This window comes from Paraburkholderia sp. EB58 (genome assembly GCF_050436665.1).
GTDB lineage: Bacteria > Pseudomonadota > Gammaproteobacteria > Burkholderiales > Burkholderiaceae > Paraburkholderia.
Window position 1 is genome coordinate 81,520 of record NZ_JBNDMQ010000017.1, and the last position, 22,608, is coordinate 104,127.

General features: G+C 61.7%; 16 protein-coding genes. 8 read left to right on the plus strand and 8 right to left on the minus strand.

Going from position 1 to position 22,608, the window contains the following annotated elements; all coding sequences use genetic code 11:
* Positions 1-162: 162 nt before the first annotated feature.
* From P3T40_RS24085 to P3T40_RS24095, 3 genes are all read right to left on the minus strand, one after another.
* On the minus strand, positions 163-1,566 hold the full coding sequence (locus P3T40_RS24085; RefSeq protein ID WP_429270211.1) for a methyl-accepting chemotaxis protein: 1,404 nt from the start codon (positions 1,564-1,566) through the stop codon (positions 163-165).
* 370 nt (positions 1,567-1,936) lie between these two features.
* Positions 1,937-2,908 carry an alpha/beta fold hydrolase gene (locus tag P3T40_RS24090; protein ID WP_429270212.1) on the minus strand — a complete coding sequence of 324 codons (972 nt, stop codon included), beginning with the start codon at positions 2,906-2,908 and terminating at the stop codon, positions 1,937-1,939.
* 53 nt (positions 2,909-2,961) lie between these two features.
* Positions 2,962-4,530 (minus strand): flavin-containing monooxygenase, encoded by a 1,569-nt coding sequence (locus P3T40_RS24095; protein WP_429270213.1) that lies wholly within the window; start codon positions 4,528-4,530, stop codon positions 2,962-2,964.
* 182 nt (positions 4,531-4,712) lie between these two features.
* On the opposite strand from P3T40_RS24095, the gene P3T40_RS24100 reads away from it, so the two are divergent.
* A complete protein-coding gene (locus tag P3T40_RS24100; protein WP_429270214.1) occupies positions 4,713-5,360 on the plus strand; it encodes a TetR family transcriptional regulator in 648 nt (215 codons plus the stop codon).
* 175 nt (positions 5,361-5,535) lie between these two features.
* On the opposite strand, the gene P3T40_RS24105 is transcribed toward P3T40_RS24100, so the two are convergent.
* The 3 genes from P3T40_RS24105 to P3T40_RS24115 all read right to left on the minus strand — a co-directional run bounded on the left by P3T40_RS24105 (position 5,536) and on the right by P3T40_RS24115 (position 8,591).
* A complete protein-coding gene (locus tag P3T40_RS24105; RefSeq protein ID WP_429270215.1) occupies positions 5,536-6,708 on the minus strand; it encodes a tetratricopeptide repeat protein in 1,173 nt (390 codons plus the stop codon).
* 117 nt (positions 6,709-6,825) lie between these two features.
* The gene (locus P3T40_RS24110) at positions 6,826-7,506 is read right to left on the minus strand and encodes a PspA/IM30 family protein (protein WP_429270216.1); all 681 of its coding nucleotides are present in this window, start codon (positions 7,504-7,506) and stop codon (positions 6,826-6,828) included.
* A gap of 485 nt (positions 7,507-7,991) precedes the next feature.
* Positions 7,992-8,591, minus strand: coding sequence for a plasmid mobilization protein (locus P3T40_RS24115; protein WP_429270217.1), 600 nt, complete (start codon positions 8,589-8,591; stop codon positions 7,992-7,994).
* 436 nt (positions 8,592-9,027) lie between these two features.
* Here P3T40_RS24115 and P3T40_RS24120 point away from each other — a divergent pair, with 436 nt between their 5' ends.
* Positions 9,028-11,505, plus strand: coding sequence for a penicillin-binding protein 1A (locus P3T40_RS24120; RefSeq protein ID WP_429270218.1), 2,478 nt, complete (start codon positions 9,028-9,030; stop codon positions 11,503-11,505).
* A gap of 367 nt (positions 11,506-11,872) precedes the next feature.
* Positions 11,873-12,751 carry a lipid A biosynthesis lauroyl acyltransferase gene (locus P3T40_RS24125; RefSeq protein ID WP_429270219.1) on the plus strand — a complete coding sequence of 293 codons (879 nt, stop codon included), beginning with the start codon at positions 11,873-11,875 and terminating at the stop codon, positions 12,749-12,751.
* Between the two features lie 118 nt (positions 12,752-12,869).
* Here the strand turns inward: P3T40_RS24125 and P3T40_RS24130 are convergent, their stop codons facing one another.
* Complete coding sequence (locus tag P3T40_RS24130) at positions 12,870-13,679, minus strand: hypothetical protein (protein WP_429270220.1); 810 nt, start codon at positions 13,677-13,679, stop codon at positions 12,870-12,872.
* A 419-nt stretch (positions 13,680-14,098) separates the two neighbouring features.
* Here P3T40_RS24130 and P3T40_RS24135 point away from each other — a divergent pair, with 419 nt between their 5' ends.
* Genes P3T40_RS24135 through P3T40_RS24155 form a run of 5 tightly spaced genes read left to right on the plus strand, consistent with a single transcriptional unit; the run spans position 14,099 to position 20,881 of the window.
* Positions 14,099-16,576, plus strand: coding sequence for a type VI secretion system Vgr family protein (locus P3T40_RS24135; protein ID WP_429270221.1), 2,478 nt, complete (start codon positions 14,099-14,101; stop codon positions 16,574-16,576).
* 4 nt (positions 16,577-16,580) lie between these two features.
* Positions 16,581-18,521, plus strand: a complete 1,941-nt coding sequence (locus P3T40_RS24140; RefSeq protein ID WP_429270222.1) for a T6SS effector phospholipase Tle3 domain-containing protein — start codon at positions 16,581-16,583, stop codon at positions 18,519-18,521.
* Positions 18,511-19,227 carry a T6SS immunity protein Tli3 family protein gene (locus P3T40_RS24145; protein ID WP_429270223.1) on the plus strand — a complete coding sequence of 239 codons (717 nt, stop codon included), beginning with the start codon at positions 18,511-18,513 and terminating at the stop codon, positions 19,225-19,227. Before P3T40_RS24140 ends, P3T40_RS24145 begins: the two co-directional genes overlap by 11 nt.
* Positions 19,224-19,484, plus strand: a complete 261-nt coding sequence (locus tag P3T40_RS24150) for a PAAR domain-containing protein (protein ID WP_429270224.1) — start codon at positions 19,224-19,226, stop codon at positions 19,482-19,484. The genes P3T40_RS24145 and P3T40_RS24150 overlap by 4 nt, the downstream gene beginning before the upstream one ends.
* Positions 19,481-20,881, plus strand: a complete 1,401-nt coding sequence (locus tag P3T40_RS24155) for a hypothetical protein (RefSeq protein WP_429270225.1) — start codon at positions 19,481-19,483, stop codon at positions 20,879-20,881. Before P3T40_RS24150 ends, P3T40_RS24155 begins: the two co-directional genes overlap by 4 nt.
* Positions 20,882-21,021: 140 nt before the next feature.
* Here P3T40_RS24155 and P3T40_RS24160 read toward each other — a convergent pair whose 3' ends face one another.
* Positions 21,022-22,608 carry an efflux transporter outer membrane subunit gene (locus tag P3T40_RS24160; protein ID WP_429270226.1) on the minus strand — a complete coding sequence of 529 codons (1,587 nt, stop codon included), beginning with the start codon at positions 22,606-22,608 and terminating at the stop codon, positions 21,022-21,024.

Genomic DNA, 22,608 nt, shown 5'->3' on the forward strand with positions numbered 1-22,608 from the left:
GTAGGCAAACGACCAGAGACAACCTGACCAGACCGATAACAAATCGAGGAGAGGCCAACGCCGTAAGAAACCAGCCAAGGGCAACGCAACCAAACCAAAAAAGCAAGCAAATCCCAACGCCGTAGGCAAACCACCAAACCGCCGCGCAGGCAAAAAAAACCGTCAGGCCTTATACCCCATCCTAACCCCACCCCAATGCCTGCCATCAACAAAAACAGGCGCAGAAGCATCCTTCATAAGCACAAACTCCCCACCCCCCATATCGCGCCGATACGTCTGCAACAAAAACCGCTTCGTATGAGTAGCAGCAGCGAGCCCAGTCCGATCGTCGAACACCCTCCGATTCCGGCAATTCGCCGCATTCCAGACCGGATCATCGCGCTGCGGCTGAGAAAACTTCTTGTTGTGCGTCGGCAAATACCCCCGCGCATCGACCGCGGCACAAAACGCCACTCGCGGATCTAGCGCGAGCAAAGGCTCCTGCACCGCAGGCAACACCCGATCCGTAAAAGCAAGAAACCGCGTCGTGAACTGCGGCGGGTTCGTCCCCGGAATGGGCACATACGTCTGATCGAACAGGTCCGCTATCGTCAATTCCCCACTCGCCACCGCGCTCTCAAACATCTTCCCAATCTTCGCCGCCGTCTGCTGCACCGCTTCAATAAACCGCGTATCCGTCGTCTCCACACCTGTGGCGGCAGTCAGTTCGATCAACGTCTCCGATACGCCCAGCAAATTCCCCAGCCGGTCCTTCGCCTGCACGAAGTTCTGGCTCGAATCCTCCACGCCGCTCGCCATCTCCAGTACCTGTGCTTCCAATCCCGTGCACTGACTCTCGATCTCCCCCGTCAACGTCGCAATCTGTCCCGCCTCCGCATTGAGCTGCGTAATCGCTTCGCCCGTCGAATGCACCACTTCGCCAATTTTTCGCGTGCCTTCGCGCACCCGATGCGCTCGCGCTGTATTCGCCGACCCCTCGTTGGTCAGTTGTTCCGTCTGCTGGGTCAATTGCGCGAGGGTGGTCTCGATCTGGCCCGTCGCCTTGGCCGTCTTCGCCGACAGGTTCTTCACCTCCGCCGCGACCACCGCGAAACTCTTGCCGGAGTCGCCAGCCCGGGCGGCTTCGATTGCTGCGTTGAGCGCCAGCAGATGGGTCTGGCGCGCAATCAGTGAAATCTCCTCAGAGACCCGGCTCACGTGCGCCAGCGCGGCTCGTAACGCGCCTATGTGGCTTTCGATCACCGTCACACCCTCGACGAGGCCGTGGATGTCGTCGAGCGACGCCTCCAGCGTCTGCTGCGACTCCTGGACCCCGCTGGCAACCGAGGTCGTCACGTCGCGCATTTCGCGCGCGGCCGTCGCAATCCGGCGATTACCGGCCATCGTCTGGGTCGCGGCGTCGCGCAGCGAGCGGCACACCTGGGCCTGGCGCTGCACGCGTGCCGCCACCTCTTCGACGTGGCCCGACACGTCGCAGATCTCAATGCCCAGTTTGCCCGCTTGCGCGGCAATGTCGCCGACGATAGACGGCGTCCGGCCCGCCCGGCGAAAGCTAAAGCGCGTCATGAGTGTCTCCTGGATGGCGCGGTTTGGCGCGGTCATCCAGGTCGGATGCCGCGTCTTCTCGCTGTATTGACGGCATCCTGGCGTGCGACTTGATACGGGGTATCCCGAGGTCGATATGATGTGGGTCTCGGCACCGGGTCGTCGATCCCACCCCCGGCGTGCCGGGAAACCGCTACCGTCCATCGCCTGACTGACTATGATCGAAGCTTTTGCGTGCGTTACCGGCTGGCAGCAGCTCTACCAGTTGTGGGAGCTGATCGTAATGGCCTGCAAGTTTCTGTGGGATCTGTTGCGACTGCTGGGAGGCGGGGGCTGAGCGAGCGCACGCGCCACTGAAGACGGGCATGTGCCCGTCGATCCTCGCCCCCCATCAAGCCGTAACCGTCTTCCTGCTTACCGTTTCTTTCGCGAGAAACGCACGCAAGTCCTCCAGCACCCGCCCGGGATCTTCCTCCATCGGAATGTGGCCAAGCCCCTCATACATGACGGACTGTGCACCCGGAATCCGCTGCGCGAATTGCGCCGCGTGCGCGGGCGGAATCCAGCGGTCCTTCGCACCCCACAGCACGAGCGATGGGACGTCGAGCGACTTCAGCACATCGGTATCGAGGTCGGCGAAATCGAGTGTCGGCACCATCTTGCCGATCGCCGCGCGCGTGTCCTCGCCGTGGAAGAACTCGATATAGCGTCGCAGCACCGGCGCGGCAAGCCTGCGCGGATCGCCATAGACATTTCGCACAGCACTCCTGATGATCGGCTCGGGAAGCCACCACGGTGCGCTCGTGCGCACCAGTGCACTGTTGAACAGTCCAATGTAAATCGGCAGCTTCATCGGGAAACCCGCCGAGTCGATCAGCACCAGCCGCTCCACCGCATCGCGATGGCGTACCGCGTAGTCCCACGAGATCAGACCGCCGAGCGAGTTGCCGATCAGCGTCGCGCGGCTGATGCCGAGCGCCTGTATGAACGTATCGATGAAGCGCCGGTAGGTGGGCATGTTCATCGTCTCGATCGCGCCGGACGGGCTGCGCAGCGGCCCGGTCACGCCGAATGGCGGCAGATCGAGGCGGATCACGCGATAGCTGCGCGCGAGTTCTTCCGCGACCCCGTCCCAGGTATGCAGCGATGACGCGAAGCCGTGAATCATCACAAGCAGCTCGCCGCTGCCTTCGTCGACGTAGTGAACGTCGGTGCCCATGATACTGACGAATTTCGAGCCAGACCGCGTGTAGCGCCGCCGCAGCGCCTCGCGTGATACGCTGGTGATGCCAAGACGCGCGGCGAGCGAGCGCGGCGGCAGCACCGCGTTCTGCGCTTGTGGAGCGGTATCGAGGCTTGCCATGCTTATCTCCCTGATTGTTTGAGTTCGAGAACGGCGGTGCCTCGCGGCCGACGTCAGCGCACGAAGCGATAGTCGTGCGTGCGCACCCGGCGGGTGCGCTTGCGGAAGCTGAAAGTGAAGCCGGGCCAGATGGCGGTGACCTTGCCGCTCTTCGTCTGATACCAGCTATGGCAACCGCTCGCCCACACCGAGCGCCGCATGTCCTCTTGCAGGCGCGCGTTGAATGCCTGTTGCACGTCGGGCCGCAGGTTCATGGTGCGGGCGCCGCGTCGGCGCAGTTCGCTCAAACAGTCCGCGATGTACTGCACCTGTGACTCGATCATGTAGATCATCGAGTTGTGGCCGAGCCCCGTGTTCGGTCCCGCCATCATGAAAAAATTCGGGAAGTCGGCGATGCTGGTGCCGAGATACGCCTCGGGCCCGTCGCGCAGCCACCTGGCGCCGAGATCCGCGCCGCCGATGCCGGTGACGTCGAACGGCGCGCCGACGCCGTTGACCTGAAACCCGGTGCCGCAGATGATCGCGTCGGCTGCGTGATGGATGCCATCTTCGGTGACGATGCCGTCGGCGACGATCTCGCGGATCGCGCTGGTGACTACATCCACATTGGGCTGGCTGAGTGCCGGATAGTAGTCGCTCGACATCAGCACGCGTTTGCAGCCGAGCCGGTAGTTCGGCGTCAGTTTGGCGCGCAGGGCAGGGTCCTTCACGCGCCGCTCCAGATAGCTTATGCCGAACTTCATCGGATACTTCATCAGCTTCGGATTGACGACGAAGGCGATGGCGCGCGATTCAAGCTGCCAGTAGATTGCGCCGCGCACGAAGCGCTGCGTGAACGGCAGATGCCGGAACCACCATTGCGCCCGCTCGCTAACCGGCTTGTCGGGTTTCGGCATGATCCACGGCGCGGTGCGCTGAAACAGCTCGAGTTGTGTGACGCGCGGCTGGATCTGTGGCACGAACTGGATCGCGCTCGCGCCGGTGCCGATCACCGCGATGCGCTTGCCGTCGAGCGAATAGTCATGGTCCCAGCGCGCCGAGTGGAACAGTTTGCCGGCAAAGCGTTCGAGGCCGGCGATCCGCGGCAGTGCCGGCCGTGACAACGGTCCGCTGGCCGCAATCACGATGTCGGCTTCGATTGTCTCGCGCCCGGTCCAGGCATCCGCCGTCGGCAATGCAGGCGCTGCGCCAGGTGTCGCGCCGACGGCGTCGTCGCCAGCCGCTGCATGCGCCGCTCTCTCACCATGCTCGATCTCCAGCCGCCACACCTGACGGCTCTCATCGAAGCGAGCTGCCGCCACGCGCGCATGGCAACGCACGAACGGCTCGAGTCCGTACTTGCGAACACAGTGCTTCAGATACGCGAGAATCTCGGCCTGCGGCCCGTACGCACTTGTCCACCCGGGATTGGGCTCGAAGGAAAACGAATACAGATGCGAGGGCACGTCGCAGGCGGCGCCCGGATAGGTGTTGTCGCGCCACGTACCGCCGATGTCGCCCGCCGCCTCGTAAATCGTGAACGACTCCAGTCCCATCTGCCGCAGGCGGATCGCCATGCCGATGCCGGCGAAGCCGCTCCCGACGATGGCAATGCGTGGCGTAGCAGGCGAGGGGGACGGCATAACGACAGTACTCCGGGTCAATTGGGATGCAGTGAGACGCGAGCGAGGGCTCGAACAAGCGCATGAGCAATCCCGCCATGTCTACAGTTGTCTACTCCGTAACGCGCAGGGTAGACAACTGTGCACCTCGCGTCAAGATGGTTTACAGTTCAGACGTTGCACGCGCTTTGCTTTTGAACTCCATGGAACCCATTCCCAACCCCGAGCTTGATCTCGCACCCGGCAAGCGTCGGCTGATTGAAGCGGCGTTGCGCCTGACGGCGGGCGGCCGCAGCTTTGCGACTCTGGGTCTGCGCGAACTGGCGCGTGAGGCCAGTTTGAATCCCAACACGTTTTACCGGCATTTCGACACGCTCGACGATCTGGCGCGCGAAGCGGTGGAGTGGGTAAGCCGGCGCTTGCGGCCGATGCTGAGGCGCGAGCGCTGGCTCGCCGCGCACGACGAGCCGCATAGTGTGCCACGTCGGGCCTGTGCGGCGTTTTTCGCGTTTGCGCTGGACAACCGCGAAGCGTTTTTGAGCGCGCTCGCCGAGTATCACGGCACCTCGCCGGCGCTGCGTGATGCCGTGCGCGTGAACCTTCACGAGGTGTCCGCGGAAATGGCCGATGACATCGTGCAGCTCAACCTGATGCCGGCCCTGGCACGGGCGACGGTGGATGAAGTCTGCACGCAGATCGTGCTGCAACTGTTTCATCTGTCGCATGAGTACATCGGCAATGCGGCTCACCGCGAGGCGCTGATCGATTACGCAGAGCGCTTTATCGTCAGGCTGTTCGCAGGCGCCGTGGTGCTCGCGCAGCATCAATCGCCGCTTTCTGCGAGCGCATAAGCGGGGCATCGGCAGGACATCGGGCTTCGCATACTTCGCATAGATTGCCCAAAAAAAACAGGCTCCACGAGGGAGCCTGTTTTCACTGGTGTTTCGCGCATCAGAACATCAGAACATCAGCGCATCGGCCCCTGGCATCAGCGCGCGGCACCAGGCCGCATGGCGCATCGGTCGATCAGGTATCGCTCCAACCACCCGAGTCGTCGTTGCCCATATCGACACCGCCACCGCCGTTGCCGTCGTCCCAGTTGTTCGACCCCTGGCCGAAATCGACGCCGCCGCCATTGTCGCCGTTATTACTGTCGTCACGGCGGCGACGGCTTTCATCGTCGACGATCACTTCGCGTTCACGGCCCGAATTGAGCGCCTCGCCGAGCAGCACGCCGGTCAAGAGGCCACCCATGCCGCCGCCGAAACCGCCGCCGCCTTGTTGCACGATAACCTGCGGCGGTTGCTGCGGCGGATAAGGATAGGGCGCTTGCGGCGGATTGCCGAAACGCTCGGCCTCGCGTGCGTAAGCGGAGTCGCCCGTGCCGGCCGGCGCGGCCGCACACGGATCGGGACGGCCCTCAGCGCGTGCCTTGAGGCTCGCGACACGTTGTTCCAGTTCGTCGAGCTGATACGGCGGCACCGGATTCTTGCTGTTCGACAGCGCTTCGACAAGACTGCGCAACTGGTCTTCCGTCCCTTCGACTTCCCTCGCCAGCGCCTCGTGTCCCACAGCGGTGGAAAGCTTCACATCGAGCTTCAGCGAACGCACGGCGTTCAGCAGGTCGGTGGCACGTTTGAGCTGGGTACGACGATCGTCGTCGGCACGCGAATCATCCTGCGTGCGGGCACGGCGCAGCGTCCAGCGCAGCACCAGCGCAATCGCGCCGATCAGCACAATGATGCCGATCCACATGCCCATGGACGGACCATGCCGCTCAGGGACCTGCGGCGCCATCGGCGACTGCTGCTGCACGGAACCGGTGTTCTGTTGCGCGAACGGATTGCTGGTATGGCCCGTTGCCACGCCACCACGTTCCGCGTCGCGGCGGATGCGCGCTTCGGTCTGCGCGAAGCGTGTCGCGTCGGTGAAGCGGATTTGCGGGTCGAGCGTCTTGGCCTGCTGGATCTGCGCCAGTGCGTCGCCCGAGCGGCCTTCGCGATCCAGCACCTGGGCGTAGAGGTAGTGTGCGCGCGCGTTGTCCGGATGCGCCTGCAGCACTTCGGTCAAGCCGGCGTCGGCCTGTTGCCAGTTGCCCTGAGCCATCGCCGATTCGATCTGCTGGGCAGTCGGCACCGCGAAGGCCGCGCCGGACACCAGCATCAGTGACGCGAACAGGGCTGCGAGAAATTTTTTCATGTGTCGGACCGGACGGCTTGACGCCCGTCTCCATGTCAGTCGATTCTCCGGTGTGACACGCAGCGCCGCACGGGTCGCCGGCGCTGCGTCACCTCCGGTGTACTACCTCACTGAGTGTTACTGCGCCGGCGTGTTCAACTGCTTCTTCAGCGCTTCAAGGCGGTCTTCGACCGAGGGGCCGCGATTGAGATCGGCGAGCTTGTCGTCGAGCGCCTTGCCGCTTTTCACGTCGGCGGAATTCAGGCGAGCGTCGGAGCGTGCATTCGACAACGCCACCTTGTCTTCGAGCTTCTGGAAGTCCTCGGACAGATTGCGCCCGCCGATGCCGCCCAACGCGGTCGCCGCGACGTCCTTGGCCTGGGCGATCTGTTGCTTGGCCTGCAGGATGTTCGAACGTGCGTTCAGGTCGTTGCGACGGCCACGCATGTCCTCGATCTGGCTCTTCAGCTGATCCACAGACGGCTCGAGCGTGGCGAGTTCTTTCGCGAGTGCATCGCGTTCCGTCTCGGCGGTGGCCTGCGCACCGAGGGCTTCACGGGCGAGCGCTTCGTCACCCGATTGCAGCGCGCGCTTCGCGCCGTCTTCGTACTTCTTCGCCTTGTCGGCGGCAACGTCGCGCTTGCTTTGCTGAGTGGCGACCTGCGCCTGGATCTCGATCAGCGAGTTCTCCGCCTTGGCGATGCTTTCGTCGAGCTCGCGCACGATCTGGCGCGAATCGCGCGACGGATCTCGCACGGAATCAGCAGCGTCGTTCAGGAGACCTTTAAGCGTGCGCGAGATGCTGTCAATTAGCGACATGAATACCTCCGTAGAATGAAATCGGCGCTGAGTGCCTGGCGCGTCCAACCACTTGTGACGACTAGTTTACGCTGCCGCGCGCGGTATTGCGCGGGCAACCGGTGCGGAGGTCGGGGTTTGCGTGCCAATTGCAATAGCGGCATCGCAAATTGTTTGGCCACTGCATTGCGTCTGCGTGTCAAACGTAAGCCAGGCGGGCTCAGCAGCTGGCGGATATTACACCACGAGATATCTTAAAACCGTCTTAAAGGCTCGCTTCCTGCGAGTTTCAAACGTCGATTCCCAGCATACGCCGGCCAAATATTTCAACGTTTGTAAAGAGCGACGCGAAATGCATCGAGGGGGACGCGGGCGGGGAGACGCGCTGTGCGCGCATCACGAGTCGTGCCCTGCGGCCGTCGTGACCTTACAGTGGCGAAAGTATCGTTCTGACGACTTCAATCGCTCTGCGGCATCACGCCGCGTGAGCGAAGAAAAAGGAGGGTTCAGGCGAAGCGGCCGTCTTCCGCCGTCGGATCGTTGCGCGAGTCTTCCTCATCGGGCCTCGTGTCGATACGCACACGCAACCGTGGAGCAACGGGCGTAATCGGCGCAACCGGCGCAACCGGCGCAACGACGTGCGGCGTATTGCCCGGGGCCTGCGGCTGGGGCGCGATTGTGGCCGCCTTGGCTGCGGCGACGCGCGCCACTGCCTCCGCATCCGCCATGGCCTGTGCTTCTTCAGGCGTGCGCACCAGCGCTGCGAGCACATCGGCCGGCAGCAGCGGTTCGTGTGCCGCTTGCGGCTCGGCCGCCACGGCATTGGGAGCGCCCTTCTTCAGCACGGCGGGCAGGGCTGCCTGAGCGTCGCGGGTACCGCGCGCGACCCGCTCCAGCGCTTCGTTGAGTGCGTCCGGCTCGCGCGGCGCGCGCAGCCTGTCGACAATGCTCGCCGCCTTCACCGGTTCGCTGGTCGCGCCGAAACTCAGCACGGCGCGCCGCATCAGCTCACTGACGCTAATGCCGAGTTCTTCGGCGCTAGCGGCAATTGCGCGCTTCTGGGCGGGTGTCACGAATACGACGATGCGTTCGCTGGGCTTGTTCATAGTCTGCTCGCGTACTTGTTGGCGTCGAACGGCTGGTTTTGCGCGCTGCCGCGCTTTCCCCGCGCGAGGAGTCCATCATAAGGCGAGTTGCGCCGATGCGAAACGGGCGGTGCATTAAAATCCCGTGACATCAAAGGCTTGGATTGTTTCCGGCAGACTTGTCCACAGGCCTTTCAACAATTTCTGTTGATAACCTGCCGCGGCCCGTGCAGCATGGCGGAGGCGGCTTTCGAGGAAGCTTCGCCAAGGAATTCTTACAAAAAAAGCGCCTTGGGCCCCGCGCGATTTCTTTAAAATGTGCTGTTACGTTGCGCCGGGACCCGTCTGCGCGGGCCCCTATCGGGGCGCGCCGTGGGGCTAGCCGGGGGCGTTCGGCCACGCGGTGGTATTAGCCGCCCGCAGAGAGGCGTGGAGTCAAGCGCCAACTATTCGAGTCATGCCAATCATCAAACGACCGCAATCCGCAAATTCTCCGGGTGGTGACGACCGGGATCCCTACCACCGCAACTCAGGACGCAACGACGCTTCGCGCGACGAACCGCGCCGCCGTTCGCTGGGCGCGCGTATTGCGCTGACCTTCGTCGGCCTGCTGGCGACGCTCATGGTCGTCGGGGCGCTGATCGTCGGCTATGCGCTCGTCGTGATGGGGCCGCAACTGCCGTCGCTCGACGCACTGACTAACTACCAGCCGAAGGTGCCGCTGCGCATCTATACCGCGGACCACGTGCTGATCGGAGAGTTCGGCGAGGAGCGGCGCAATCTCGTGCGCTTCCAGGATATTCCGGACCAGATGAAGAAAGCGGTGCTCGCGATCGAAGACTATCGCTTCTACGAGCATGGCGGCGTCGACTTCGTGGGTATCCTTCGCGCGGGTTCGGCCGACCTGCTGCACGGCGGCGCATCGCAGGGCGCAAGTACGATCACCATGCAGGTGGCGCGCAACTTCTTCCTCTCCAGTGAGAAGACCTACACGCGTAAGGTCTACGAAATGCTGCTTGCATACAAGATCGAGCGCGCACTGACGAAGGACCAGATCCTCGAGCTGTACATGAACCAGATTTATCTGGGCGAGCGCGCTTACGGTTTTTCGGCGGCGGCGCGTGTGTATTTCGGCAAGGATCTGAAAGATCTTTCACTCGCCGAATGCGCGATGCTCGCCGGCCTGCCGAAGGCACCGTCGGCGTATAACCCGGTGGTCAATCCGAAGCGCGCGAAGATCCGTCAGGAATACATCCTGAAGCGCATGCTCGATCTGAAATACATTACGCAAGACCAGTACGACGCGGCGGTCAAGGAAGAGATTCACACCAAGAACCCGGGCAATGAATACAGCGTCCACGCCGAGTATGTGGCGGAAATGGTTCGCCAGATGATGTACGCGCAGTACAAGGACGAGACCTATACGCGCGGTCTGAACGTGATCACCACGATCGACTCCGCGGATCAGGACGCCGCCTACCATGCAGTGCGCAAGGGCGTGATGGACTACGAGCGCCGCCATGGTTATCGCGGGCCGGAAGGATATGTCGATTTGCCGGCGCCCGGCGACGACCGCGATCAGGCGATCGACGACGCCTTGACGGATCACCCGGATAACGGCGAGATCGTCGCGGCCGTGGTCACCGCGGCGAACTCGAAGGAAGTGAAGGCGCAGTTCCTCGACGGCACCGAGGCGACCATCAATGGCGACGGCCTGCGCTTCGTGACCGCCGCGTTGGGCGCGCGCGCCACCGCGGCGCAGCGCATCAAGCCGGGTTCGATCGTGCGTCTTGTCGCGGACGACAAGGGCAACTGGCAGATCACGCAATTGCCGCAGGTGGAAGGCGCACTGGTGTCGTTGACGCCGCAGGACGGGGCGATTCGCGCGCTGATCGGCGGCTTCGACTTCAACAAGAACAAGTTCAACCACGTGACGCAGGCATGGCGTCAGCCGGGCTCGAGCTTCAAGCCGTTCATCTATTCGGCGTCGCTCGACAAGGGCCTGGGACCGGCGACCATCATCAACGACGCGCCGCTGTATTTCCCGCCGAGCCAGCCGGGCGCCGACCCGTGGGAGCCTAAGGACGACGACCAGCCGGACGGTCCGATGCCGATGCGCGTCGCATTGGAGAAATCGAAGAACCTGGTGTCGATTCGCATTTTGTCCTTCATCGGCACGAAGTACGCGCAGGACTTCGTCACGCAGCGTTTCGGTTTCGACGCCGACAAGACGCCGCCCTATCTGCCGATGGCGCTCGGGGCAGGCCTCGTCACGCCGCTGCAATCGGCGGGGGCGTACTCGGTGTTTGCCAACGGCGGCTACCGGATCAATCCGTATCTGATCGCCGAAGTGACCGACGCGCGCGGCGACGCGATCTCGAAGGCGCAGCCGTTGACGGCGGGCCGCGACGCGCCGCGCACGATCGAGCCGCGTAACGCGTACATCATGAACAGCCTGCTGCACTCAGTGGCGACGGTGGGTACCGGCGCGGGCACCAACGTACTCAAGCGTTCGGACCTGCAGGGCAAGACCGGTACGACGAACGACGCTAAGGACGGCTGGTTCGCCGGGTACCAGCAATCGCTGGTGGCGGTGGCCTGGATGGGCTACGACCAGCCGAAGAGCCTCGGCAGCCGCGAGTTCGGTGCGCAACTGGCATTGCCGATCTGGGTGGATTACATGGGCAAAGCGTTGCGCGGCGTGCCGCAGGCCGAGCCGGCCATGCCCGATACGGTCACCTCGGTCGACGGCGAACTGTTCTACACGGATATGACCCCGGGCAACGGCTTCGTTGCCAGCATCGGCCTCGATTCGGCCAATCCGCTGGCCGGTGCGAGCGATGCCATGGGCGGCGTGGGTCCTGCGGGGATGACGCCGCCGGACGTGTCGTCGAGCGAGAAGCAGCAGATCATGGACATGTTTACCAAACACTGATGCTGCGGGCGTGTCCGGGCTGCAGGACGCCGGGACACGCCATGCCTCGCGGCGCCACGCGCCGCGGCGGTTTGCAGCGGCACGACGGCAGGGCGACACGGTACGAATTGCCCCGCCAGCCCGATGTCAAATGAATGCGACGTAATGTAACTTCTACCTAATAGTGCGCCGGGCGGGGTCATTCCGGTTTACTATCCAATCCTCATATGTAAACTTCCGTCTCGCTGAAACGCGAGATCTCCCGCTTTCCCACCTTGGCGCAGCGCGCTACCCGGTTTCGACGCGCGCGCATGTCACTTCACCTGGCAACTCTGGCTTAGCTGGCGGCGAAGTGTTTGCAACACCGCTCTCACCGGGATCTCTTCCTTTGAAAAGCCGAATACTCATCGTTCTGATGACAGGACTGTTGCGCGCGTTCGCGTTCCTGCCCTATGGCGTGCTCGCGCGCCTCGGCACCGGAATCGGCGCGCTGCTCTACCGCATTCCCAGCACGCGCCGCCGCGTCGTCCACACCAATCTGAAACTGTGCTTCCCCGACATGAGCGACGAGGAGCGTGAGCGCCTCGCGCGCGCGCACTTTTGCCATGTGATTCGCAGCTATGTCGAACGTGGACCGCAGTGGTTCGGTAATGCGCAGGCGATTTCGCGGCTGGTGGAAGTGGAAAGCGCCATCGACCTCGCGGAAGCTCACTCGCGGCCGACGATTTTCGTCGGCTTTCACTTCGTGGGGATCGAGGCCGGTTGCATGATGTACTCGACGCGTCATCCGGTCGCTTCGTTGTACACGCCGATGTCGAACGTGCTGTTCGATGCGATGGCCAAGCGCCAGCGCGGCCGTTTCGGCACGGAGATGATTCCGCGCAGCGACAGTGTGCGCCGCGCGCTGCGCGTGCTGCGCGACGGCAAGCCGGTGATGCTGGCGGCGGATATGGACTTTGGTTTGCGCGACTCGGTGTTCGTGCCGTTCTTCGGCGTGCCGGCCTGCACGCTCACCTCCGTGTCACGCCTTGCCAAGGCGGGCAATGCGCGGGTCGTACCGTTCGTCACGGAAGTGTTGCCGGATTATCGCGGCTACAAGCTGACAATCTTCGAAGAACTAAGCGATTTTCCCTCGGCCGATACCACGGTCGATGCGCGCCGGATCACCGAGTTTCTCGAATCCCAGGTGCGGCGGATTCCGGCGCAATACTACTGGGTGCACAAGCGCTTCAAGCACCGGCCGGTGGGGGAGCCGGCGGTGTATTGAGCGGGTTGCGCAGGTCGCAGCCCAGCAGGGTTGCGAGTAAGGCGGCTTTCGCTCGCTACACGAGGCGCCGCGGACCACGCTCGACGCATTGGCTCGCACCAATGAAGCCGGTGCGAGTTCAACGACTTATGCTGGTTGTCCTAAGGTTAGCAATAGGGCATTCGACAAACGATGTGGACAATTGGATCCGGTCCGCGATGTCGGATAGAACCACTTCGCGCAAAGGCATTAACTTCAGACAGGGAGTAACGCACTCCTTATTAAAATGCTGATGCCGTACATATTCATGCGACGCATGAAAGTCAACAGGCAATTTTAGTTCTGGTCTTTTCAGCGCCTTCTTCGTGTCGCATCTCACAATGTCAATCAGCGATTCGGCCGCCCCGTCAATTGCACGCAGCGCGTCCCCGGTATCTGATGCCCAGTCGATGCCCCCACGCATGGTGCTGAGCCTGAATACATCACGATATAACGGCAGCAGCAAGATACGGATACCACCATCCAGCTCATTGAAGCGCTGGTCAACCGGGCTGTCGGGGCCAATCCGGTCGATCTCGGCAGGATAACGCCTCAAAAATGCGGTCTGTTTCCGGATCTGCCATGCCACGTAGTCGGGCTCATTTCCTAACCTGATTCGCAAGTCCTGATCGCGCTTTTCGCGAACGGCCATTGGCTCATTTTCGGACGGGGCCACGGGCAAATGCGGCTGACGCAGCGGCGCTTCCTCCTGTTCAAGCGCCGCGATCCGGGCGTCCGACGGTTGCGGAGTAGTGCGGTCAACGGTATCAAGTGCGGCCAGCCATCTCTGTTTTGCTACCTCCCGGTAGTCCGACCTGCAGACGGAAAGCGGCGGTACCGGAGACAGGGCCATTATCGACGACGAAGCAATCACGAAGAACAGTGGAGCAAAAAGGCGACGCGATTTCATGGCACACACAAGACGAGTTTTGAAACGGCAGCAGTATGGGGTATAGGGCTGAAAACGACCAAATGCTCGCGTACCACCCTCTATATCGTGCGTGCCCCTGCCCACCCCCCCTTTGAATGAGGTGGCGGAAAACGTACAAAAGCCAAAAATCATAGGCTGTCATCTTGTGCATTTGCCTTGTCGACAAGTCACTTGTTCGTCGGGATGACGGTTCGCACTACCATACAGGTCGTGGCACGTCCCTCGGCCGTAGTCGTTCTTTAGGGATGCCCTCTTGCCCCCCTTTTCTCTGCATCCTCCGTTCATTTTCCGATATCGCGATTTGGGACCTGTCCTATTGCGACCGTTCAACCCGGCTGTGCATTATCGCGGGGAATGATCTGTCACGATATGTCGAACGGAGAATTAGAAGAATGAAAATGGAGAGTGTGGCTGGTACTGCTCGACCAGTATCACCTGCAGGGATCACAGGACGGCAGCGCTACTTTCTCAAAGTGCTGGGTCAGGAGAAACTCAAGGACATTTCGGTGGTGTCCTTCACCCTCAGTGAAAAGATGGGTGAGCCTTACCACATCGATATCAATGTGAGGCATTCGCACAGGTTGGCACGGGAGATTGTCCTGGGCCATCAGGCCAGGTTCAGGATGGAGCCGGAGGACGGCAGCGAGCCACGCGTCTTCTGGGGGCGCGTGACACGCTTCTCGCACACGAAGACCACGAAGGATGAGAGCCACTTCGAGATCGTTGTCGAGCCGCACATCGGCTGCCTGAGTCCGCGCACGACACAGACGTACCAGCACAAGAGCGCTCCCGAAATCATCGAGGGCATCCTGCGGCGCAACGGTCTGAAAGGGCACGACTTCCGGTTCACGTTGCGTCGCCAGTATCCCCAGCACGAGTTCAGGTTCCAGTACCAGCAGGGCGACTGGAACTACATCAATATCCTCATGCAGCAGGAAGGCATCTACAGCTACATCGTGCCAGGGAAGGTGGGTGATGTCGTGGTATTTGGTGATGACATCGACCACTACATCTATCAGCCGACGCTGACGGCACTGGCGCGGGCGGCATCGGGCCTCATGACGGACGCTGAAACTGTGTCGGCCCTGCGCACGCATACCACCATGGTTCCGCAGTCGTATGTTGTCGCTGACTACAACCCCGACCAGGCATGGGAGCGGTTCAGGGCAGAGGCCAATGTTGCCCGGAAGGACACGACGACATACGGACGGCCGTACATTTACGGCACCCATCATCTGGACCAGAGTGGGGCGCAATGGGAGGCACAGTTGCGCCACGAAGCGGCGCTCGCATGGCAGGTGGTCTACGAAGGGGAAAGCAATGTCCACGGACTATGCGTAGGGCGCATCCTGCGCACCGATGCTGATCTGCCGGACGCTCCGCACGGTCAGGTGATGATCGAAGTCACCCATACCGGAGCGCGGGACAAGCCCTACCGCAACACCTACAAGGCGATTCCATCTGACCGGCGCTTCCGTTTGAAGATCGAGGATGACAGGTGGCCGAAGATAACCGGCTCGCTCAGTGCCCGTGTTACATCGCCTGGCCGGTACAAATACGCGTACCTGACGCAGCAGGGCTACTACGTGGTGCGCTTCGACTGCGACTATGGAGAATGGCCTGCCGGTGGCGAGAGCGTGCCGTTGCGCCTGGCCAAGCCATTTGCAGGTGCTTTGCAGACGGGCTTCCATTTCCCTGCCGTTGACGGCACCGAAGCCATCATCGAGTTCCGGGACGGCGATCCGAACAAGCCCTATATCAGCGCGTTTCATCACAACAGCCAGCACGTTGACCTGGTCACCAGTAACGACCGGTGGATGTCACGCAACGTCATCCACACCCAGGGTGACAACAAGTTCGTGCTGGAGGACTGGGAAGGTGAAGAGCACGCCAGTTTGTCGACCCGGCACTCGGGGAAGAGTCAGCTGGTCCTCGGGCACATTGTCAACGGCAGGCGCGAGCATCGTGGCAATGGCTTCGAGTTGCGCACCGATGCGCAGGGAGCCGTGCGCGCGGGTGGCGGGCTATTGCTGTCCAGCGACATGCAGACGCAGGCGGACGGGAAGCAGACAGACACGACCGCAGCGCTGAGCCAGCTACAGGTTGCACTGGCGCAGGCACGGGGACTGGCCGAAGCCGCGACTATCGCCAAAGCTGAAATTGCTGATCTGAAGGCCGAAAACGAATGGCTTAGAAACAGCCTGAGTGAGTTGAAAGAGGCGGTGATGCTGCTGTCTTCACTCAAGGGGATCGCGCTCGCGACCCCGGATCGGGTCTCCGTGGCTGCGGGCAAGGACGTGAACATCACGACCAGTGGTGGTTTTAACGTGAACGCACAGCGCAATGTAACCCTTGCGTCCTCTGACACGCTTTCGCTGTTTGCGCACAATGCCGGGGCGAAGCTCTACGCCGCGCGCGGCAAGGTTCAGATTCAGGCGCAGTCGGACGCGATGGAACTCGTGGCACAGCAGAACATGCAGCTTACCAGCGCGGCAGGCACGCTCACGCTCAATGCGGCCAATGGTGTCGTGCTCAGTGGCGGCGGCACGGCCTACATCAAAGTGCAGGGCGATAACGTAGAAATCGGCGGCGCGGGAGACCTCATCCTGAAGATCACGGATATCGACAAGAGCAGCCCCGGCGCGTTGTCGCTGCCGCTGCCGAAGTTCAACCAGACGAACGTCCCGAGCGACGAACGATTCATCCTCAGTGACGATATTACCGGGCGACCGCTCACAAATCGTCCGTACAAGATTCAGACGGCAGACGGCCGCGTCGTGGAAGGTGTGACCAGTGACAAGGGCGAAACGTCGCTGACGCAGAACGATATCGCCCAGGGTATCAAGCTGATGCTTTCGAAAATCAAGGGGACCTGATTCAATGGATGACCAGAACAACCGGCCGGACGCGCAGTCCGGTGCGCAGCCACAGCCCTACCAGCACGATACTGCGACCAACGTGGCTCCGATGCAGCGCGATCACCTTGGACGCCCGTATTGGGAGTCCTACATGTCGCCAGCAACCTATCAGGTGCGGGCTGAAGCGCGCGTCCCACCACACATGCCGGGTGTCATCATCTTCGTGCACGGCGTGAACTCCGAGGGTGAGTGGTATGACTTGGCAGAGAAAGCGCTATGCGAGGGGCTCAATGTCAGGCTTGGCCGGAATGATGAAACCAAGTTGGTACAAAACTCATACACCGATAAGGCGGAAGGAGGGGATCGTGTAGGGCCGCGTCAGATGGAGACATTTCGCAACTCTCCCGTCATCCGCTTCTACTGGGGCTATCGCAGTGAATACGATGACCTGAAACGGTGGAGGGTGCCGTTGCGCAATCTTGAAGGTGACGATTATTGGGCACTGGAGTGTCTCAGGGATGGAGGTCCGTGGTATTGGGGTGGTGGTCCGTTCCAGAACGGCACCAACAACCTCCAGCAGCTCTGGAGCGAGAAGGGTTTCTCGCGCTCGGTCTTTGGTTTCGACATGCAACACCTGAATACCGAAGTCGAGCGGCAGTTGCAGAGTGCGCCGCCGCGCATCTATTACTCGCACGCGGCACAACGCCTCGCTAAACTGATCGACACAATCCGGAAAGAATACCCCCGTGACGCCATTACGCTGATGTCGCACAGTCAGGGAACGATGATCGCAATGGCTGCAACCCTGCTTTGCAAGGAGCGGGCGCCTGACGCGGTGTTCGTGATGAATTCCCCATATGCACTTGAGGACAAGAACACGGATGCGCTGACCTGCGGCAGCGAGCGCCCTACCGGCGAAGCTCGCGTCAATACGTTCCGTGCGATTGCGAATCGCATCAGGCAGGACAAGCAGGTCTACACCGAAGAGATGATGCAGCAGTTGCATGTCGGCGCCTCACAGGACATGAATTTCTGGCGGCCCGACCTGAAGCTGAACTATGGTGTGCCGGAACGGGACAATCATGGCCGTCTTTACGTCTATTTCACACCGCATGACCGGGTGATGGGGGCATCGCCTCTGCAGAGTATCGGCTGGCAGGGCGTGAACGACACGCTGCTTGCAGAACTTGGCGATACCGTCAAGCAGCGCATGCTCGCGCGTAGTACGGCGGTTGGCGATGAGCCCGGCGTGCGGAAGTTCGGCACGCTGCCGCCGATTTCCGAGGATCAGCTTGTGTCTGGTGCAAAAAACACTGACTTCTGGAACGGAAATCGCGGAGTAGCGGGTGGGCTGTTCGGTGTTACGGATATATGGGCGGTCCCAAATGCCAGCCAGACGGTGACTGTCAATGCCGAGAAGGTACCGAACCCGCTAACGGCGGAAGATATGAGTACCTTTGAGAAATCGCGCAGGTACGCGCCCGAGTACGGGAAATTCAATGCGGACAAAAACAACCCGAACGAAGGCTCTTACGATGATTCTACGTTTCCGTACTACAGGTCAATCTATGAGCCGGAAAAATACGGGGCCCGTGACGATGTCTACAGCAATTGCGGACGCAGGACCGGGCGGGAATCGCGTGACGAAATGATTGACCGTATCAGTGACTACAAACCCGAGCCAACCAATCACAGCACGCTTCCTATGTACAGCGACTTCATGACGCGGGTGGCGGCATGGGACGTTCCAGTTGGCTTCTGCGACGCCTTTGAGGACCGTGAATTCTGGTTTGATCTAGTCAAAATGGCTGAATGGACAAGCGGACACGACACGTATTTCGACTACGGCACGTTCGAAAAGGTTGAAAAGCCTGGGACGGTGGACTGGACCACAGTGGCGGAGGAAATCAGTGGGGCAGAAGCGAAACGCATTCAATTCGGGAAAAATTATCGTGGTTCGTAAGCTCATCACACTGGCCCTGTCGGTAGCCGCGATCGGCTGTGCGGCGCAGCAACCATGGTCGTTCAACCTTGCAGATTTTTTGGGCGCAAAGGAATTACCCTATGACTCGCCGCCCCAGGTGATCTACCGCATTGATGATCATCGCTTCGTCACGCTGGAGCATTACCGGGACTGCAATCACGGCGACGCGTTCTACAACGATACCAAGGCTGGGATTCGCAGTTACCTTGGTCGTGGCACTGTCGAGAACTTTCAGGGGCGCGTTATCAACGCCGATCCTACGGGTAGAAATTTGGTGTTTCCGGCAGGTACGGCACCGTACACGGCATGTAGTGACCGTGGCTGCAATCCCACGATGGCTTATTCGACTGACGGAGGTGCGACGTTTCATGGAATGACATACTTCGAACACAGTATGGACCCGTTTAAGGATTCCAAGGACTACACGGTTGCCGCGACACAAGACGCCCTCTATGTAAGTGAACGACTCGGTGAGACGACCGACCGAACAGCTACTACCAGATATCCAATGGTTCCCGGTTTCGCTTACTTCGCAAAGCAGAAGTTGCCTGACGGGCAGCACATTGACTTCAATGCTAAAGCTCCAACCGGTCTACATACCCCGTCCGGTCAGGACCACATAACCTGTGACGCCTCGATCAAGCCGACCAATCCCGATGCGCCGCTTGAGAGGGATCGCCAATGAAAAATCCGGTACGTGAAGGTGACGCAACCACGCACGGCGGCGTGGTCAAGCACGGTTCGGCTTCGTTCAAACTCGGTGGGCATCGTGTCGCGTTGCAGTATGACATCGTGACATGCCCCGAACATGGGGACAATCCGATCATCGAGCACGGCGAAGGGTACAAGGAAGATGGTCGCAAGTGGGTTGTCGATCGGTGCCGTACACAGTGCGGTAGCCTCGTCATTGCAAGCCAGTCAGGGATGAAGAACCGGTCATGAGCACGAAATGGGTGGAACCCACGGTAAAGGAATTCGACTACAGCAAACCGCCTTCCATCTGGATCAGCGTGATTGCCTTTGTCGTTATCTATGTCGCTGCCTTTGTAATTACGGTGCTGACGTGGAAGCAGGGGCAACCGTTAATATCCACCGCGTTTCTCGTGCGGGTGCTGGTGGTTCCGCTGCTACTTTGGGGGGCGCTGTGCAGTCTGAACTACTTCAGCCACGAGGACTGGATCGAACGCGTCAACATCTGGAATAACCTGTGCCGGATGACATATGTCCACTGGCGCCTGTGGGCGCAAGCCCGTGTGGCGATCATTGGCAGCGTCACGCTGACGCCTGAAAACGAGTTGGCCGAGCGCATGCTTGGGCTCGAAGGTAGCGCACCCGCGAACGCCGGAAAACTTCTACCGGTGTTGCTGGAGAAAAGCACGGTCAGTGCGTCACGTAGCCACCAGATTCTGGAGCAGCTGGTGACGCCGTTTGTGCCGTATATGTCGGGCATTGCGGGGCGACATACATTCAGCATCGTCGTGCAGTCGAACCGCGAACAGGACGTCAATGATTTGCGTGCGCTGCTGCGCAGGCTGATGCCGCGCGACTTCGATTTTGTGGAGATTTCAAGGGCGGAGGAAGCGTTGGATGTGGGGCTGGTCGAGGGCTGGCTATCCGGTGAAAGGATGCCGGACTTCTGCCTGGTGCTGGCGTATCAGCTTCACTCAGAGAGCAAACAGGCGACCTGCTCGGAGGCGGCGGTTGCGCTGCTGTTTGCATCAACGACGATCATTGCCAACAGCAAGGGCAAGCTCAAGCCCCACGCGTGGCTGTTCCGGCCAGTCCCCGCAGCAATGGATACGGTGTTCGATGCGCTGAAGATTATGCTGGCGGCCCAGCAGACACCGAATGAGCGCATCAAGCATCTCTGGCTCAGCCACGTACCGGGGCGAGGGAAACATGCGACGGTGACGGCTGTGAAGGATACGGAACTGAACCTCGCCGTACATGACCTGGACGCTGCTATCGGCGTACCAGGGCCAGTGAATCCACTGCTGGTCCAGGCGCTCGCCGCGCAGATGGTGCAGCACGGCCAGGGAACGCAACTGGTCGCGACCCCGCACAAGGGGGGAGTCATGCTGAATCTGGTCGGCACCAGCATTGCACCGGTCCAAGGCGTCGAGGAGAGGCTTCCGACAATGCTGAATATCAGCTTCACGCTCCTCGCGGGCTGTCTGCTGCTCCTGCTTCTGCTCGTGTTTGTTGACGCACAGGCATCGACCGGTTGGTTTATCGCTCTGCCTGTTGCTTTCGTCGTTTTCCTGATCGTGCAGGCGTTCTTTTCCCTCGTAAGACGCAACCAGGTCGCGGATGACTTTTATCGCAAGTTACCTTGGTAAGCCGGGGCCGTCGCAAGCGGGGAGACGGGGCGCGGCGAGTGCGCGGCTCGGCGCACCGCGGGGGTGAAGAAGAACCTGTGAGGCGCTGCGCTCGGGCGTCTACGCTGCCTGCGCAGACGCTGATAGCAGCGCCGCAGGGCTCATTGGGGCGTGATGCTGTCCGTCTGTACGGTGGATGTTGCCGCAACCGGGCCTGCCTTTGGCGCTGCCGAAGCTGAAGCGGAGCCCGCAGCCGCAGCCGCAGTTGCACCCGTTCCCGCACCTCCCGCCGCCTCCACCGGCGGCGTCCCCATCGCCTGAAACAACGCCGCCGTATCGGTCAGCCGCGCGCCCGTATAGCGGATCTCATCGAGCCTCGCGTTGCGAAACTGCTGCTCACTCGAGCGTGCAGCCGACACCGGCACAGCCCCCAGACGGTAGCGTGCCGCCGTCTCATCCGAAATGCCCTGCGCCGCACGGGCGGCGACGTTGGCGGCATCGAGCGCCTGCGCGTCGTGTTCGAGCGCCGCGAGCGTATCGGCCACGTTCTGGAAGGCGGCGAGCACCGTTTGCTTGTACTGATCGGTGGTGGCGTCGTAGGTCGCCAACGCCGCGCGCCGTTGCGCGAGCAGCGCGCCGCCATGAAAGATCGGCTGTGACAGCGTGCCCGCGACCGCCCAGATCGCTCCCGCACCGGAGAGCGCCGCCGGCCAGCTGAAGCCGCCTTGTCCCATCGAAGCCGTCAGCGACAGGTTCGGGTACATCTGTGCCGTGGCCACGCCCACATCGGCCGCGGCCGCCTTGAGTGCGGCGTCTGCGGCCTGAACATCCGGGCGCGCGCGCAGCAGCTCCGACGGCACGACCACCGGCACTTGCTCAGGCACACGCAACTGCGCCAGATCGAGATCGGGCGGGGCGGCGTCGGGCGTGCGGCCAATCAGTACTGCAAGCGCGTGCCGCGTCGTCGTCCACTGTTGCTTCAGGCCCGGCAAACTGGCCGACAGCGACGCCGCGCTCTGTTGCGCGTTCAGCATGTCCGCATGCGAGATCGCGCCGAGGGCGTAGCGCCGGGCCGCGTCGCGCGCGTCATCGTTGGCCAGCGCGACAAGCCGCTCGGTGGTGTCGATCTGCGCATGCAGCGCGGCTGCCGTGATCGCCGCAGTGACGATGTTAGCCGCCAGCGCGCGCCGTGCTGACTCCAACTGGTAGATCTGCACATTGACGCGCGAAGCAAGCGCTGCGTTGGCGAGCCGCGAGGCGCCGAACAGGTCGATCGTGTAATGCGCCTGCAACTGGCCGACGAACGTGTTGTACAGGAACGTGTTCGGCCCGAGTTCTGGAACCGCTAGCGCACGCTGTCGGGCTCCTTGAGCAACTGCATCGATGGTGGGCAGCAATGAACTGCCGATCTGGCCGCGCAATTGCTCGCGCGCGGCGGTCAGGCTCTTGTCGGTGGCAGCGAGTGTTGGGCTGTTGCGCAGACCTTCGTCGACCAGCGCGTTCAGGTCGTCGGACTGATAAAGATGCCACCACGTCGGCACCGGCTTGGCGCCCACCACGAACTGCTGTGTGACGCCCTGCGCGGGCACGGTTTCGGTGATCTGCGGCTCGGCGCCATAGTGCGCCGGTTGCGGCATCGCCGGTGGGTCGCCGTTCGGGCCGAACGAGCAGGCCGCGAGCGCGAGGGCGCCGCTGCTCAGCACGAGCGCCCGGGCATGTCCGGCACGTTTGAAGACAGAAGTAGCCAT